This window comes from Prescottella sp. D32 (assembly GCF_037287305.1).
GTDB lineage: Bacteria > Actinomycetota > Actinomycetes > Mycobacteriales > Mycobacteriaceae > Prescottella > Prescottella equi.
In genome coordinates this window covers 2,040,461-2,057,049 of record NZ_JARBSW010000001.1, presented here as the reverse complement: position 1 = coordinate 2,057,049, position 16,589 = coordinate 2,040,461, and the positions used below count along the sequence as shown (strand labels likewise).

Below are 16,589 nucleotides of genomic sequence, written 5' to 3'. Positions count from 1 at the left end.
GGCCGGCGCAACCGCAGTGAGGAACCTATGAACACCACCCACCACGACAGTGACGTGATCATCGTCGGCGCCGGGCCCGTCGGCCTGATGCTCGCGAACATCCTCGGCATGTACGGCCGGTCGGTGACCGTGCTCGAGGCCCTCGACGACCTCATCGACTACCCGCGCGGCGTCGGGCTCGACGACGAGTCCTTCCGGACGATCCAGACCGTCGACCTGGTCGATTCCGTGCGCCCGCACACCAATCCGCAGCACATCATGCGGCTGGTCAACGGCGCCGGGAAGGTGATCCTGGTCAACAATCCGCAGACCGTGGAGTTCGGGTGGGAGCGCAAGCACGGATTCATCCAGCCCGAGGTGGATCGCGCACTGTACGAAGGACTTTCGCGGTTCGACGACGTCCGTGTCCTGTTCGGCCACCAGGTCGAGACCGTTGAGGAGGACACCGAGTCGGTCACCGCGATCGCTCACGTCACCGGACGCGACGGCACGGTCGAGGAGCACCGCTTCCGGGCCCGCTACCTGGTGGGCTGCGAGGGCGGCAAGTCGCCGACGCGCAAGCGCCTGGGCGTCACCTTCGAGGGTGAGTCGCCGTCCACGCGATGGCTCGTTGTGGACGTGAACAACGATCCACTCGGCACGCCGAACGTGTTCCTCGGCGCCGATCCCAAGCGACCGTACGTCTCGATCGGTCTGCCGCACGCAGTGCGCCGCTGGGAGTTCATGCTCCTCGACGGCGAGACCGAGGAGCAGGTGACCGACCCGGCCTTCGTCGATCAGCTTCTCGCCGAGCATGTTCCGGATCCGTCGAAGCTCGAGTTCATCCGCCGCCGGGTCTTCACGCACCACGGCCGGGTGGCGTCGAGCTTCCGGAAGGGGCGCCAGATCGTCGCCGGCGACGCCGCACATCTGATGCCGGTGTGGATGGGCCAGGGCTGGAACTCCGGCATGCGCGACGCGACCAACCTCGGCTGGAAGCTGGCAGCGGTGCTGTCCGGACAGGCCGGTGACGACCTCCTCGACACCTACACCGACGAGCGCAAGGAGCACGCGCAGGCGATGGTCGACCTGTCGCTCACGTTCGGCAGGTTCATCAAGATCACCAACCCGGCGGCCGCCGCCCTGCGCGACGCCGCGTCGTCCGCACTGAACCTCTTCCCCCAGGTGAAAAGCTACTTCGCGGACATGCGCTTCAAGCCCATGCCGCGCTACACCCGCGGGGTGCTGGCCGATCCCACGACGCAGGCGTCCGGCCGGGCCGCGGCCCGCCTGACCAGCAGACTGGTCCCGGTCCGAACCGCCAACAGCACCGTGTCCCCGGTCGGCGTGCAGTTTCCCCAGCCACGGGTGACCACCCGAGGAGCCACCGACGTTCTGCTCGACGACGCGATCGGCAACTGGTGGTCGGTGCTGGTGTGGGGCAACAACCCGCGCGATCTGTTGCCGCAGGAATCGCTCGACAAGCTCGCCGTGCTGGGTGCCCGACTGGTCGCGATCGTTCCGGAGACCCAGCGCGAGTGGGCCGAGAAGTACATGGACGACGACGTCGTCGTCCTCGGTGATCACACCGGCGCAGTGAAGAACTGGTTCGACGACCGGCCCACCCCGATCATCTTCCTGCGCCCGGACCGGTTCGTGGCCGGCGCCTGCCTGGCCCAGCACGCTCCCGCCACCCTCGACGCCATCCTGGCGGCGATGTCGTTCACCGGCCGACCCGCGTCCGGTACCGCCCAGCCGTCGCTCGCCAACTGAAGGAGATTTCCATGTCCGTCCCGACCCCCGACTACACGACCGACGCCTTCTTCGGGCTCGAGGACAAGTGGCTCGAGACCGCCGCCGACGAGCTCACGCACTACCACGACCTCGGTGAGGGCACCCCGATCCTGTTCCTGCACGGCTCCGGCACCGGCGTCACCGCGGCCGCGAACTGGTGGCTCAACCTCCCCGAACTGAGCCGCTACGGGCGCTGCATCGCGATCGACTCGATCGGCTACGGGCAGTCCGTCGTCGCCGACGGCACCGCGTACGGCATCAAGGAATGGGTCCGCCACGCGGTGCGCGTCCTGGATGCGCTCGGCATCGAGAAGACGTGGATCGTCGGCAACTCCCTCGGCGGTTGGCTGGCCTTCCAGTTCGCGATCGACTTCCCCGACCGGCTCCTCGGCATCGTGTCGATGGGCACCGGCGGCGCCAAACTGACGGGAGCGCTTGCCGCGCATTCGAATCCGACGCTCACCGAGGACGGCATCCGCAAGACCCTCGAGATGTTCGTGGTCGACAAGTCGCTGGTCACCGACGAGTTGGTGTCGCTGCGCTACCAGTCGGCCCTCAACGACACCGCCTCCGACAGGCTGGCCGACGTCGTCGCCGCCCGCGACCGGGACCGCCACGCCCTGCCGCTGGACTTCGAGGTCCTCGCCCGCCTCGACATCCCGGTCCTGCTCGTCCACGGCGTCCAGGACGTCGTGATCCCGGTGTCGCGGACGTGGGAGCTGCTCAACGTGATCCCCCACGCCGACGCGCACATCTTCAGCCAGTGCGGCCACTGGTCCCAGGTCGAGCGCGCAGCCGAGTTCAACGAGGTCGTCGGCAGCTACCTCGCCCGCCACGCCGACACCCGCCGCTGATCGGAGGAGGATCGTCATGCCACAGGCACTGCTGTGCATGTCCCACAGCCCACTGCTCGACCACGCCGACCCGCCGGCCGACGTCGTCGCGTCGGTGCAGGGTGCGTTCGAGCACGCGCGGACGTTCGTTCGCGACTTCGATCCGGATCTGGTGGTGAACTTCGGCCCGGACCACTTCAACGGGTTCTTCTACGACCTGATGCCGCCGTTCTGCCTCGGCTACCGCGCGCACGGCACCGGTGACTACGACTCGTTCGCGGGTGAGCTGGACGTCCCCGAGGAGATCGCCGAAGACCTCGCGCAATTCGTGATCGACCGCGGCATCGATCTGGCGATCTCGCGGCGAATGGAGGTCGATCACGGTGCGGTGCAGCCGATGGAGATCCTCCACGACGGTGACGCCGCCGCCCGGCCGGTTCTCCCGGTCTTCGTGAACTCGGTGGCCCGCCCGTTCGTCCCGATGTCCCGGGTGCGGGCGTTCGGGCAGGCCGTGGGCGAGTACTTCCGCGGCACCGACCGCCGGGTGCTGTTCATCGGTTCGGGGGGCCTGTCGCACGATCCCCCGGTACCCCAGTACGCGACGGCCACCGATGCGCAGCGTGAGTTCCTCACCGCGGGAAGACATCCCACAGCGGAGGCGCGCGCAGCGCGACAAGCGAACACGATCGCCACCGCGCGCCGGTTCGCGGCCGGCGAGGCGGACATCATGGACCTCAACCCGGACTGGGACCGCGGATTCCTCGACGTCTGCCGGTCCGGACGTGTGGAGGACTTCGACCGCTACACCGCCGACGACATGGATGCCGCCGCCGGACACTCCTCGCACGAGGTCCGCACCTGGGTGGCCGCATATTCGGCGCTGCACGCGTGCGGGGACTACGCCGTGACGTACGAGTTCTACCGGCCCATCCCGGAGTACATCGCGGGCTTCGCCGTCACCACCGCCGTCCCGCGCTGACCCACACCCGTTCCGGACGAGGGTTGACAAGTTCGGTGATCTGTCTCACAGTCGAGACATGACGACGACCATGTCCGGCAAGGCGTCCTACGTTCCCCGATCCGGCGAGTCGTGGCGGGATCCGTGGGGCATGTACGCGGCGCTGCGCGATCACGACCCCGTGCACCATGTCGTGCCCGACGGATCGCCGCAGGACGACTACTGGGTGCTCACCCGGCACGAGGACGTGTACACCGCGGCGCGTGACGCCGAGACTTTCTCGTCGGCCGAGGGCCTGACGATGACGTACGGCGAGCTCGACAAGATCGGGCTGCGCGACAATCCTCCGCTGGTGATGCTCGATCCGCCGGTGCACACGCAGTTCCGTCGCCTCGTCGCGCGCGGTTTCACTCCCCGCCAGGTCGAGGCCGTCGAACCGGAGGTGCGCCGCTTCGTCGTCGAACGACTCGAGGGCCTGCGCGCCGCCGGCGAGGGCGACATCGTCACCGCGCTGTTCAAGCCGCTGCCCAGCATGGTCGTGGCCCACTACCTGGGTGTGCCGCCGGAGGATCGCGGCCGGTTCGACGGCTGGACCGATGCGATCGTCGCCGCGAACGCGACGGGTGACCCCCTCGCGGCCCAGACCGCAGTGGTCGAGCTGATGACGTACTTCGGTGGTCTGATCGAACGCCGCAAAGCCGAGGCCGAGGCGGGCAACGCCGGTGACGACACCATCTCGCACCTCGTCGCCGCTGGCATCGGCGCGGACGGCGACGTCTCCGGCCTGCTGTCGATCCTCGGGTTCGCGTTCACCATGGTGACCGGCGGCAACGACACCACCACCGGAATGCTCGGCGGCGCAGTGCAACTACTGACTCAGCGCCGCGATCAGCGGGATCTGCTGCTCGCCGACCCGGGGCTGATCCCGGGGGCGACCGAGGAGCTCCTGCGGCTGACGTCGCCGGTCCAAGGGCTGGCGCGCACCACGACGTGCGACGTCACGATCGACGACGCCACCATCCCCGCAGGACGCAAGGTGCTGCTGGTCTACGGATCCGCGAACCGCGATCCTCGCGCGTTCGGCGAGAACGCCGAGGAACTCGACGTTCGGCGAAACCCGAAGCAGATCATGACGTTCAGCCACGGCAACCACCACTGCCTCGGCGCAGCGGCCGCACGGATGCAGGCCCGCGTCGCGCTCGAGGAACTGCTCGCTCGCTGCCCCGATTTCGACGTCGACATCGACGGAGTCGAGTACGCCGCCGGCAATTACGTGCGCCGCCCAACCCACGTTCCGTTCCGCGCCGGGTGACGATGTCCTCCAGCACATCCCGCACCTGGCTGAGCGACGAACGAGTCGAAGCGGCCGCCGGGAGGATCCTCGACGCCGCGGCCCTGTTGTTCGTCGAGCGCGGTGTCGCGACGACGGGCATGGCCGACATCGCGAAGGCGGCGGGCTGCTCGCGGGCGACGCTGTACCGGTACTTCGAGAACCGCGGCGCACTGCACCGCGCCTTCGTGCACCGCGAGGCCCGGCGGCTCGGTGATCGGATCGCCCGCGCCGTCGCGGCCGTCGCCGATCCGCGCGAGCGGGTCACCGAGGCCGTGCTCATGGCGGTCCGCGAGGTCCGGTCGACGCCGGCGCTGGCAGCGTGGTTCGGTCTGGGCGACGCCGGTCTGGCGTCCGAGCTCGCGAGCACGTCGGAGGTGATCGAGGTGCTCGGCACCGCCTTCCTCGCCGACGTCCGGCACGCCGACGACGCCGAGATCGCCCGTCGTGCGCGCTGGTCGGTGCGGGCGATCGTCTCGCTCCTCACGGTGCCGGGGATCGACGACGCGGACGAGCGGGCCATGGTCGAGCAATTCCTGGTACCGGTGCTGCTGCCCTCCGTGTGATGCCGCACACTGTAACGCTCCGCCTCGCACCGTCGGATACACGATCGGACAGTCGGTCGGGGACTCGAGGGAGCACACATGTCGATGGGCACGCGGAACACCACCTGTGAGGGCTCGGTCCCCGGGGTGATCGAGCCGGGCCTGGTGCTCCGGTCGTCCGATGTCTACGTCGTGGGACGGGAGAAGGTGCGCGAGTTCGCCCGCGCGATTCTCGCGACGGATCCGGCGCACCACGACGTCGACGCCGCCCGGCAGGCCGGGTACGCGGACATCGTCGCCCCGCCCACCTTCACGGCAGTGGTGACGGCAACCCTGATCCGGGACATGCTGACCGATCCGGACTCCGGAATCGACCTGAGCCGGCAGACCCCGATCCATGTGAACGAGAAGATCACACTCGCGGCGCCGATCCTGGCCGGTGACGCCCTCACCGCGTCACTGGCCGTCACCGGTGTCAGTGAGCGTGGCGGGGCGGTGTTCCTCGACACCGAGACCACCCTGCACACCGCCGCGGGAGAGCTGCGGTCGACCGTGCTGTCGTCGATCCTGCTCACCCCCAACACCGAGCCGGCGAGTCCCGAACCGGAACTGGTGGGGGCCCGCTGACCCGGACCTATGCCGTGAACAGCGGGATCGCACCCGCACGGCGGGCGTAGACCGAGCCGAACCGCGCGTCCAGGCGCAGCCACGACGGGGTTGCCCGTACCCGCACGACCTCGGTCTCGGCGATAGCGTGGACGTCGGTGTCCGCGGTGGCCGGGCGACCGTCGGCGAGCGGCACGAATCCCATTCCGGTGAGCGCGAACACCGTTCGCATGGCGATCGCCACCTCGGTACCACCGCCCGCGACCTCGAGAACCTTCTGCTCGAGCAGCGATGTCGGCGGCCCCTGCGCGCTGCCGTGTTCCTTCGCCAGTGCGGCGCCGCGCTGCGCCAGATCGAGGAGAACCCGGGCCGGGACGTCGTCCACGTGCACGAAGCCCGATTCCGGCGGAAGGGCGCCGCGCCACGCCGAATCCATCGCGAATCCCGGATCGATGTCGCCGCTGTCCCCGGCGAGCGCGCGCAGTAGCTCGTCCCCCGCAGCGGTGGTGTCGGCAGGGCGGATGTCGCCGGCCACGACACGGGTCGCCAGGGCATCGAAACCCGTTGGCGCCCAGACTGAAACTCGTCCGTCGCTTCTCCGCTTCAACCGGACGACGGCGGCCTCGTCGAGCCGGATCGCCCGCCCGACGAACATCGCGAGATCCGCGCGATCGGCTGCGGAGGGAATCGTCAGGACACGCTCACGCACGCTTCCACAACTCCAGGTACCCGCGCTCGGACGGGGTCAGCCGCCGCAGCCGCTGCGTCCCGATGTCGAAGGCCGCGATCTGCGTCGACGCGACGATCGACGGCGGCGTCGACGGCGCCGCTCCCCCGGGACGCACCTCGTAGGCGATCGTGAAGTCCACAGCCCGAATCTGCTCCACCCACATCAGCACGTCGAGCGGGCTGTCCTCGTGACGCAGTTGCCCGCGATACCGCACCCGTAGGTCGGCGATCACCGCGCCGTCGCGCAACGTCACCGTCGGCGCCCCGTCCTCGAACAGCCAGGGGATCCGCGCCTCCTCGAGCAGCGTCACCATGCGCGCATGGTTGATGTGCTGGAACGCGTCCATGTCCGACCACCGGACCACGACCCGTGTATGGAATCCCACCGGCTGCGCGCCGACGGCCTTCCCGTTGTGCACGGTCTCCTGGGAACCGCTCACCTTCCGACCTCCGATCTGGTGCCCACACCCCGCACCATGCTGCGTACCTGACGCGCCGCCACCGACAGCGTCGCAAGGTCCAGCGTTCCAGACTCGAAGATCTCGGCCAGCGCGGACCTCGATCGCGCGAGTCGTGAGGCGTTCGTGGACTCCCAGTAGTCGATCTTCTCCTCGGGGGTCTCGTCCGGTTCACCGCCGACGAGGACTTCGAGGGTGAGCGAGCGCAGCGACCCGTACAGGTCGTCGCGCAGCGCCAGCCGGGCCAGCGAATGCCACCGGTCGCCGCGGGCGAGGTCGGACACGGCGGTGAGCAGCCAGTCGATGCCCAGGTGCGCGTCCAGCGCGAAATACAGTTCCGCCACCTCCTCGCCGTCGCGCTCGCAGATGTCGGCGACGTCGATGATGTCGAGCAGACAGAACAGGTCCAGCAGCCGGTACACCTCGAGCGCGAGTTCGCGCGGGGCGCCGTCCGCGATCGCCGACCGCGATCGGCGTTCCAGATCGGTGACGTGGTGGCCGCGCAGCCAGCCCGGCACCTTCGGCGCGAGCCTGCGGAACTCACTCGAGTAGCGGGAGATCTCGGCACCCACCGCGATCGGCTGCGGCCGGTTCGACAGGAACCAGCGCGACGCGCGGTCCAGCACCCGCCGCGACTGCAGCATGAGGAGATCCGAGACCTCCGACGGCACGTCGGCCGTCCCGACCCGCGACCACACGTCGTGCAGTTCGAAGATCTCGGTCACCGCGGCGTAGGCGCGGATCGCGTCGGTGCTCGACGCGCCCGCGTCCTCCGCGAGCCGGTACGCGTACGTGATGCCGCCGTTGTCGATCGCCTCGTTCGCCAGCATCGTGGCCACGATCTCGCGACGCAGCGAGTGCCCGCGGATCGCCGCGCCGAACCGATCGCGCAGCGGCTCCGGGAAGTAACCGGGCAGACGAGCGGCGAAGAAGTCGCTGTCCGGCAGTTCGGTGGCGAGGAGGTCCTGCTTCAGCGCGAGTTTGGCGTGCGCCATCACCGTCGCCAGCTCGGGAGAGGTGAGCCCGCCGCCCGCCTGCGCCCGCCGGCCGAACTCGGCCTCGGTGGGCAGCGCCTCGAGCTTGCGGTCGAGCCCGTGGTGGGTGACGAGCGTGGCGATCAGACGACGGTGCACCCCCAGCATCTGGGGCGCGCTGGCACGGGACATGCCGAGCTGGTCGTTCTGGGCGATGTTGTCCGCCAACACCAGTCGGGCCACTTCGTCGGTCATCGATGCGAGCAGAGGATCGCGGTCCGTGCTCGGCAGTTCACCGCTGCTGACGACGGCGTCGAGCAGGATCTTGATGTTGACCTCGTGGTCGGAGCAGTCGACACCGGCCGAGTTGTCGATCGCGTCGGTGTTGATCTTGCCCCCGTGCAGCGCGTACTCGATTCGTCCCAGCTGCGTCACACCGAGGTTGCCGCCCTCCCCGACCACGCGGGCACGGACGTCGGCCCCGAGCACGCGAACCGCGTCGTTGCTCTTGTCGCCCACCGACGCGTCGGACTCCGACGCCGCTTTGACGTAGGTGCCGATACCGCCGTTCCACAACAGGTCGACCGGCGCCTGCAACACGGCCTTGACCAGATCCGGCGGCGACAGTTCGGTCACGTCGTCGCCGAGTCCCAGCGCGGCCCGCACCTGTGGGCTCACCGGTACCGATTTCGCGGTCCGCGCGTACACGCCGCCGCCTTCGCTGATCAGCGCGCGGTCGTAGTCGTCCCACGACGAGCGCGGCAACGCGAACATGCGCCGCCGCTCGGCGAACGAGCGCGCCGCGTCCGGCGTCGGGTCGAGGAAGATGTGCCGGTGGTCGAATGCCGCGACCAGCCGGATGTGCTCGCTGAGCAGCATCCCGTTCCCGAACACGTCGCCGCTCATGTCGCCGATTCCGGCCACCGTGAAATCGTCTGTGGCCACGTCGATCCCGAGTTCCCGGAAGTGGCGCTTGACGCTCTCCCACGCGCCCCGGGCGGTGATGCCCATCTCCTTGTGGTCGTAGCCGGCCGAGCCGCCGGACGCGAACGCGTCGCCGAGCCAGAACCCGTAGTCGGCGGCCACGCCGTTGGCGATGTCGGAGAAGGTCGCGGTCCCCTTGTCCGCCGCGACGACGAGGTACGTGTCGTCCCCGTCCCTCCGAACAACGCGCGCGGGCGGCACCACGGCGCCGCTCACCCGGTCGACGTTGTCGGTGAGGTCGAGCAGTCCGGAGATGAACTTGCGATAGCAGGCCACCCCCTGATCTCGTACCGCCTGGCGGTCGACGGCCGCATCACCGGTCGGCGCCACCGGCTGCTTGACGACGAAACCGCCCTTCGCACCGACCGGGACGATCACCGCGTTCTTCACCGCCTGCGCCTTGGCCAGGCCGAGGATCTCGGTGCGGAAGTCCTCGCGCCGGTCCGACCAGCGCAGTCCGCCGCGCGCGACCGGACCGAACCGCAGGTGCACGCCCTCGACCTCCGGCGAGTACACGAACACCTCGAACTGCGGGCGCGGCTTCGGCAGTTCGGCGATGCGGGCGGGCTCGAACTTGAGCGAGAGGAACTCTCGCGATAGCCCGTCGGCCCCCTGCACGAAGTAGTTGGTGCGCAACGTCGCACGGACGAGCCCGAACAACGCCCGCAGAATGCGGTCGACGTCGAGGCTGACGACCGTGTCGATCGCCGTGCGCAAGTCGTGCTCGAGGGACTCCGACCGCTGCGCCGACGCGGCGTCGGGGTCGAACATCGACTCGAACAGTTCGACGAGCAGGCGGGCCACCTCGGGGTGCGCAAGTACCACCGACTCGATGTGCCCCTGGCTGTAGGCGAAGCCCGCCTGGCGCAGGTACTTCACGTAGGCGCGCAGCACCGAAACCTGCCGCCAGTCCAGCCCGGAGCGCAGCACAAGCTCGTTGAACCGGTCCGCCTCGCACCGCCCGTGCCAGATCGCGGCGAACGCCTCGGTGAGCCGATCGCGCAGCTGTTCACCGGGCCCGTCCGCGCCGATCCCCGCCGCGGCGTCACCCAGCAGCTCCCGGGGTACCGCGAGCCCGAACTCGTACAGCCAGCACTGGAGGCCGTCCGGACGCCGTACCGCGTACGGACGCTCGTCGAGCACCTCGACACCGAGGCTGTGCAGCGCCGGAAGTATGTGGGACAGCGAGATTCCGTCGCCGACGAAGTAGAGCGCGAACTGCCACCGCCACGCCGGAGCGGGCGAGTCGTGGTGGATCCGCATGTCGATCGAGTGGGCGTCGAGACCCTCGAAGCGGCTGATGTCGACGAGCGCCTCCGCGGCGTCGAAGTCCTCCTTGTAGGCCTCGGGGAGCTCGGCCGCATACTTCGCGGCGACGGCCGGATCCACGTCGGGATCGGCTGCCACGGCGTCCGCGAAATGGTCGTCCCAGCTGCGGCTCGCCTCGGCGAGCAGGCCCTGGATGCGGAGCCGATTGGCCTCCGACGTGTCGACGCGGCCGTCGCGTGAGCCGGGCGGCTTCCGGATCGTCACGTGCAGCATCGCGAGGTCTCCCTCCGAGACCCGCGCGGTGTAGTCGAGTAATCCACCGCCCAGCTCGTCCAGCAGGATCTGCTGCATCGCCAGGCGTACCCGGGTGGTGTAGCGGTCCCGCGGCAGGTACACCAGACACGAGACGAACCGTTCGAAGCTGTCCTCGCGCATGAACAGTCGGATCTGCCGGCGCAGCCCGATGTTGAGCACCGCGGTCATCGTCTCGAGCAACGCGTCGGCGTCGATCGAGAACAGTTCGGTGCGCGGAAACGACTGCACCACCTCGAGCATCGCCTGGCCCGAGAAGGAGTCGATACCGAAACCTGCGCGCTCGATCGCGGTGCGCACCCGACGCGCGATCACCGGAATCTCCAGGACGTTCTCGTGCATTGCGGTCACCGTGAACACCCCGAGGAAGCGATGCTCACCGACGATCGCACCGTCGTCGTCGAGGATGCTGACACCCACGAAGTACGGATACACCGACCGGTGCACCGTGGCCGGCGCCGAGCCCTGCGTCAACACCAACAGCGGACGATCCGGAATGTCCACCGTGAGCGGGATTCTGACGTGCTCGTCGGCGTGGGCTTCCGACCGCAGTACACCCAGTCCGCTCTCCTGGATCCGCCGGGTGCGGTGGTCGTCTCCGCATTCGTAGCGGCGATAGCCGAGCACGGTGTAGTGCCCGTCGGCGAGCCAGCGCAGCAGGTCGGCGCAGTCTCGCAGTTCGTCGGCCGACCGGCCGGGCGGCGGATTCTCCGCTCGGACGTCGAGTTCGGCCGCGACCGCGAGTTGCAGTCCGCGCATGGCATCGGTGTCCGCCACGACCTGTCCCACGTCGGAGAGCACCGCGGCGATGGAGGATTCGAGCTCGTCGAGGATCTCGTCCTCGGTCGCAGGATGCAGTTGCACGTGCATCCACGACTCCGCGAGGGCATCGGTCGGGAGGTCGCGAATCGGGACGTCGGCGAGAATCTGTTCCAGCATGCCGTCGGCATCCCGGCGCACACCCAGTATCGGATGGACGACCTCGCTGATCGACGCATCGAGTCGGCCCAGCAACGCGGTGACGGACTCGACGAGCAGCGGCATGTCGTCGGCGACGATCTGCAGTGCGGCCCCGACGCCGGAGCCGTCGGACGGACGGTGGACGCGGGTGACCGCTTCACCCGGCAGGCGCCGCGCCGCGAGCAACACGTGCTCCCGGACGATCGCGTCGGCATGCCGGTCGAGGACGCTGTCGGGTTCGCCGGCGGACGTGTGACGGAAATACACCGCCCTCAGGTCCGCCAGGCCGGCCCGCACGTCCGAGGACAGCGTCAGTGACCAGTCGGTATCCACAGAATCCGTCATCGCGACGCTCCGTCCCTGTTCGAGATCACCGCGGTTGGCTCAATGGCGAGCCTAACCGCGGCGACCCCGGGTCGCGCGGAACTGCCGATGCGGACGGGTCCCGGACGGACCCCCGCGTGGGCTACGCGGGCGTCGTGGCCGGCAGGTACCGGCCGAGCACCTCGCGCTCGACATCGGAGAGCACACGTGACGTCTCCGCCCGCGCGTCGAAGCCCACCATGACGGCGTCGCCCTTGGCGCAGACGGTGCCGGCGGTGTCCTTGACGACGTGCCGCAACGTGAACGACGACGTCCCGACGTGGACCACCGACACCTCCACCCGGACCGGGCCGGAGGCATCGGTGATGGGGCGCAGGAACTCGGCGTCCATCTTGCGGACGACGACGGCCCGGGGTGCGGCGCCCGACGACGCCGCACCCTCCGTCAGGAAGAGCGACCGCGCTTCCTGCATGTACTCCACGACGCGGGCGTTGTTGACGTGTCCGAGGCGATCGGAATCGCCCCAACGCACCTGGACGTCGCAGCTGTAGACCTGGTTCGACACGGGGTCAGTCGCGGGTCAGCTTGCGGTGGGTGACCCGGTGCGGACGCGCCGCATCGGCACCCAGCCGCTCGACCTTGTTGGCCTCGTACGCCTCGAAGTTGCCCTCGAACCAGAACCACTTGCCCTCTTCGACGTTGCCCTCCCACGCGAGGATGTGCGTGCAGGTACGGTCCAGGAACCAGCGGTCGTGGGAGATCACGACGGCGCAGCCCGGGAACTGCTGCAGGGCGTTCTCGAGCGAGCTGAGGGTCTCGACGTCGAGGTCGTTGGTCGGCTCGTCGAGGAGGATCAGGTTGCCGCCCTCCTTGAGGGTCAGCGCCAGGTTCAGACGGTTGCGCTCACCACCGGAGAGCACCTCCGACCGCTTCTGCTGGTCCGGTCCCTTGAACCCGAACGCGGAGACGTACGCGCGCGAGGGCATCTCGTTCTGACCGACCTCGATGAAGTCGAGCCCGTCGGAGACCACCTCCCACACCGTCTTCTTGGGGTCGATGTTGGCGCGGGACTGGTCGACGTAGCTCAGCTTCACCGTGTCGCCGACCTTCACCGTGCCGGAGTCCGGCTGCTCGAGACCGACGATGGTCTTGAACAGCGTCGTCTTGCCGACACCGTTGGGGCCGATGACACCGACGATGCCGTTGCGGGGCAGCGTGAACGACAGGTCCTTGATGAGCACCCGGTTCTCGAAACCCTTGTCGAGGTGGTCGACCTCGACGACGACGTTGCCCAGGCGCGGCGGCGTCGGGATCTGGATCTCCTCGAAGTCCAGCTTGCGGTGCTTCTCGGCCTCCGCGGCCATCTCCTCGTACCGGTCGAGGCGGGCCTTGTTCTTGGTCTGGCGGGCCTTGGCGCCGGAGCGGACCCAGGCGAGCTCCTCCTTGAGCCGCTTCTGCAGCTTCTGGTCCTTCTTGCCCTGGACCTCGAGGCGCTCGGCCTTCTTCTCCAGGTAGGTGGAGTAGTTGCCCTCGTACGGGTGCAGCTTGCCGCGGTCGACCTCGCAGATCCACTGGGCGACGTGGTCGAGGAAGTAGCGGTCGTGGGTGACGGCGAGGACGGCGCCGGGGTAGCTCGCGAGGAACTGCTCGAGCCACAGCACCGACTCGGCGTCGAGGTGGTTGGTGGGCTCGTCGAGCAGCAGCAGGTCGGGCTTGCTCAGCAGCAGCTTGCACAGCGCGACGCGGCGACGCTCACCGCCGGACAGGTGCGTGACGGGCTCGTCGGCCGGCGGGCACCGCAGCGCGTCCATCGCCTGCTCGAGCTGCGAGTCGAGGTCCCACGCGTCGGCGTGGTCGAGCTCCTCCTGGAGCTTGCCCATCTCCTCCATCAGCTCGTCCGAGTAGTCGGTCGCCATGAGTTCGGCGATCTCGTTGAACCGGTCGAGCTTGACCTTGATCTCGCCGAGGCCCTCCTCGACGTTCTGCTTGACCGTCTTCTCCTCGTTGAGCGGCGGCTCCTGCAGCAGGATGCCGACCGTCGCCTCGGGGTCGAGGAAGGCCTCGCCGTTCGACGGCTGGTCCAGACCGGCCATGATCTTCAGGATGCTCGACTTACCGGCGCCGTTCGGGCCCACCACACCGATCTTGGCGCCCGGGTAGAAGCTCATGGTGACGTCGTCGAGAATGACCTTGTCACCATGCGCCTTGCGCACCTTTTTCATCGTGTAGATAAACTCAGCCACCCAAAGGCTCCAATCTGGACTGGAAAAGCGCAGCTCACCGGCTGCGAGAACGTACGACTCGACCGCCAGCCTACCGCGCCGGTCCCGCACCCCTCCCGCGTGCGCGACCGGTACCCGAAAATGACGCGGTGCGGTCGCGGAAGAAGATCTTGGACGCCACTCTCGGATTGATCGGCAGCGCCGGGTTCGAGGGTGTCGACATCGCCGCCGTGGCCGCCGCTGCGGGTGTCACCCGGCAGACGGTGTACTCGATCTTCGGCACGCGCGAGGATCTCGTCTCACACGCGATCGCCGCCCCGTCGAGGTGCTCGGCGACATCCGTGCCCGGCTCACGGCCGGGCAGTCGGCTGCGCGCTGCTCTGCGCCGGGGACGGCCATCGGTTGTTCGATCCGAGGATCATCACCCGCACCAAACCGGTTGCCCCCGAACTTCTCTCACCGCTCGTCGACCGGTCACAGGCGCTGCCGGACGAACGGCGTCGAGTCCGGCAGCGACGCGGCCATCGTCCCGTCATGGTTGGTCGGGTACGTCATGTAGGTGGCGTCGACGCCGGCCAGCCGCAGGTCGGCGATGAGCTTGAACGACAGCGGTGCCGGGACCACGGTGTCGAGCAGCCCCTGCGCGATGAACAGCGGCCGGTCGTAACCGGTGGTGGGCACGCCCAGATACTCGGTCATGGCGGCATGCATCGCGGGTTCGCCGAGCGATCTGGTCAGCAACTCGCCCACCGACACGCCCTTCACTGCCTCGGACTGTTCGTCGTAGCACAGGGTCTCGGCCGCGTCGACGAGTTCCTTGCCGCGCGGGGTGAGGTAGCTGTCGACGTCGACCTGCGGCATGGTCGCGCGCATCCCGGCGAGAATGTACGTCGCGAACACCGTCAGCCCGTCCAGTCCGAGGGGCGGAATCCACGGTCCGCCGATCGAGAACGCCGTCTCGAGGTTCGACGGCGCGCCGGTGGTGACGGCGCCGCGGAAGTCGAGTTCGGGTGCATAGCGAGTCGCGTCGTGCGCGGTGAACAGCGCCGCGTGCCCGCCCTGCGACTGCCCGATCGTCATCCACCGCGGTGACAGCTCCGGCACCACGGCCCGGCCCGCGCGCACCATGTCGATCACCGCGGTCGCCTCGGAGGCCCCTTGGAGATAGGGATGGACGCCCGGGGTGCCGAGCCCGATGTAGTCGGTCGCCACGACGGCATACCCCTGGGACAGCCAATGGCCCAGATAGTTCGCGTCGCGCTGGCTGCGCGGATTCCGCGAGGGCGCGCACGCGTCGCCCAGACCCACCGTGCCGTGCGCCCACGACAACACCGGCCACCCACCCTCGGGCGGAGTGCCCTGCGGGACGAAGACCACTCCGGAGCTCTCCGCTGGACGCCCGACCGCATCGCGCGTGATGTACGTGATCCGGTACTCCCGCGCGGCGCCGGGCAGTCCGAGCCCTGCCGGCAGAGCCTCGACGGACTGCACTTTCCCCGCCGTGGCGTCGGCGGGTGCACCGCCCGCCGACGCCACCGCCGGCACCAGCGCGGTGAGGGCGAACGCCGCCCCGACCGCGGTCGCGCGACGCAGTGACTCACCGATCGATCGACGCATGTTCGCTCCCTCGGGTTTTCGTTTCCGTTCGGCCTGGGCCGCAGTCACTGTCGCAGACCACCGGATGGTTCGCCCAGCGAAACGCCGAACCTTTCCGACCTACCCGGTGAGAGCCTCGACCCGTTCCTCACGGGCACCGGCCTCCCCGTCCCTGCCTTCCGATTCGGAAGGAGCCTCGCCCTCGGATCCGTCGGTGGCGCCGCCCCGCGCCCGGCCCGCCCGGTCGAGCCGGGCGCTGCAGCGCGCGAGATCCGGACCGACCGCTGTGGCCCTCATCTCGAGGTCGGAGCGCGGCTCGCCGTCGCGCGTCTTGTACTCGTTGGTGCGCAGTTCGCCGTGCGCGATGATCGGGTCGCCCTTCATCAGCGACGCACCCACGCCCTGCACGAGCCGGCGCCAGCAGCTCACCGTCAGGTACAGGGTGCCGCCGTCGACCCACTCGCCGGATTCGCGGTCGCGCCGACGGACGTTGCTCGCCATCCGGAAGCTCATGACCTCCTCGCCGGACGTGGTCTCACGCTTGATCGGGTCGGTGATCACGGTGCCCACCACCGTGCCGTGCGTTTCGTACATCGCCATCCCCCTGGATCGGCCGCTCGGGTGGGTCCCCGAGACGGCGAATGCACCGCCCCGGTCGGGACGGTGCATTCGACTGTGCCGTGGATCGCGCCCGGAAACGGGCCGGCGGGGTGATC

General features: G+C 69.1%; 13 protein-coding genes and 1 pseudogene. 7 read left to right on the top strand and 7 right to left on the bottom strand.

The window, feature by feature from the left end; all coding sequences use genetic code 11:
* Positions 1-27: 27 nt before the first annotated feature.
* The 6 genes from mhpA (at position 28) to PSS76_RS09430 (ending at position 6,066) form a co-directional block, all read left to right on the top strand.
* Positions 28-1,752, top strand: coding sequence for a bifunctional 3-(3-hydroxy-phenyl)propionate/3-hydroxycinnamic acid hydroxylase MhpA (mhpA, locus tag PSS76_RS09455; RefSeq protein ID WP_337456132.1), 1,725 nt, complete (start codon positions 28-30; stop codon positions 1,750-1,752).
* 11 nt (positions 1,753-1,763) lie between these two features.
* Positions 1,764-2,627, top strand: a complete 864-nt coding sequence (locus PSS76_RS09450; RefSeq protein WP_337456131.1) for an alpha/beta fold hydrolase — start codon at positions 1,764-1,766, stop codon at positions 2,625-2,627.
* 16 nt (positions 2,628-2,643) lie between these two features.
* Positions 2,644-3,585 (top strand): 3-carboxyethylcatechol 2,3-dioxygenase, encoded by a 942-nt coding sequence (locus PSS76_RS09445; RefSeq protein ID WP_005512200.1) that lies wholly within the window; start codon positions 2,644-2,646, stop codon positions 3,583-3,585.
* 58 nt (positions 3,586-3,643) lie between these two features.
* Positions 3,644-4,876, top strand: a complete 1,233-nt coding sequence (locus tag PSS76_RS09440; protein WP_337456130.1) for a cytochrome P450 — start codon at positions 3,644-3,646, stop codon at positions 4,874-4,876.
* Positions 4,877-4,878: 2 nt separating this feature from the next.
* Entirely contained in the window at positions 4,879-5,460 is a 582-nt protein-coding gene (locus tag PSS76_RS09435) for a TetR/AcrR family transcriptional regulator (RefSeq protein WP_145236811.1), read from the top strand.
* Between the two features lie 78 nt (positions 5,461-5,538).
* Entirely contained in the window at positions 5,539-6,066 is a 528-nt protein-coding gene (locus PSS76_RS09430; RefSeq protein ID WP_022596784.1) for an FAS1-like dehydratase domain-containing protein, read from the top strand.
* Positions 6,067-6,073: 7 nt separating this feature from the next.
* Here PSS76_RS09430 and PSS76_RS09425 read toward each other — a convergent pair whose 3' ends face one another.
* The 5 genes from PSS76_RS09425 to ettA all read right to left on the bottom strand — a co-directional run bounded on the left by PSS76_RS09425 (position 6,074) and on the right by ettA (position 14,298).
* Entirely contained in the window at positions 6,074-6,754 is a 681-nt protein-coding gene (locus tag PSS76_RS09425; protein ID WP_337456129.1) for a DUF8010 domain-containing protein, read from the bottom strand.
* Complete coding sequence (locus PSS76_RS09420; protein WP_005512191.1) at positions 6,747-7,214, bottom strand: acyl-CoA thioesterase; 468 nt, start codon at positions 7,212-7,214, stop codon at positions 6,747-6,749. The genes PSS76_RS09425 and PSS76_RS09420 overlap by 8 nt, the downstream gene beginning before the upstream one ends.
* Complete coding sequence (locus PSS76_RS09415) at positions 7,211-12,076, bottom strand: NAD-glutamate dehydrogenase (protein ID WP_064078597.1); 4,866 nt, start codon at positions 12,074-12,076, stop codon at positions 7,211-7,213. Before PSS76_RS09415 ends, PSS76_RS09420 begins: the two co-directional genes overlap by 4 nt.
* Before the next feature lie 121 nt (positions 12,077-12,197).
* Positions 12,198-12,620, bottom strand: a complete 423-nt coding sequence (locus PSS76_RS09410; RefSeq protein ID WP_013416534.1) for an acyl-CoA thioesterase — start codon at positions 12,618-12,620, stop codon at positions 12,198-12,200.
* Between the two features lie 4 nt (positions 12,621-12,624).
* Entirely contained in the window at positions 12,625-14,298 is a 1,674-nt protein-coding gene (gene ettA, locus PSS76_RS09405; RefSeq protein ID WP_022596787.1) for an energy-dependent translational throttle protein EttA, read from the bottom strand.
* Between the two features lie 128 nt (positions 14,299-14,426).
* On the opposite strand from ettA, the pseudogene PSS76_RS09400 reads away from it, so the two are divergent.
* Positions 14,427-14,585: pseudogene (locus tag PSS76_RS09400) on the top strand (TetR/AcrR family transcriptional regulator); the annotation flags it as partial.
* 166 nt (positions 14,586-14,751) lie between these two features.
* On the opposite strand, the gene PSS76_RS09395 reads toward PSS76_RS09400, so the two are convergent.
* Both PSS76_RS09395 and ssb read right to left on the bottom strand, forming a co-directional pair.
* Positions 14,752-15,894, bottom strand: coding sequence for an alpha/beta hydrolase family protein (locus tag PSS76_RS09395; RefSeq protein ID WP_005512181.1), 1,143 nt, complete (start codon positions 15,892-15,894; stop codon positions 14,752-14,754).
* Between the two features lie 99 nt (positions 15,895-15,993).
* Entirely contained in the window at positions 15,994-16,467 is a 474-nt protein-coding gene (ssb, locus tag PSS76_RS09390; protein ID WP_064078128.1) for a single-stranded DNA-binding protein, read from the bottom strand.
* Positions 16,468-16,589: the final 122 nt, after the last annotated feature.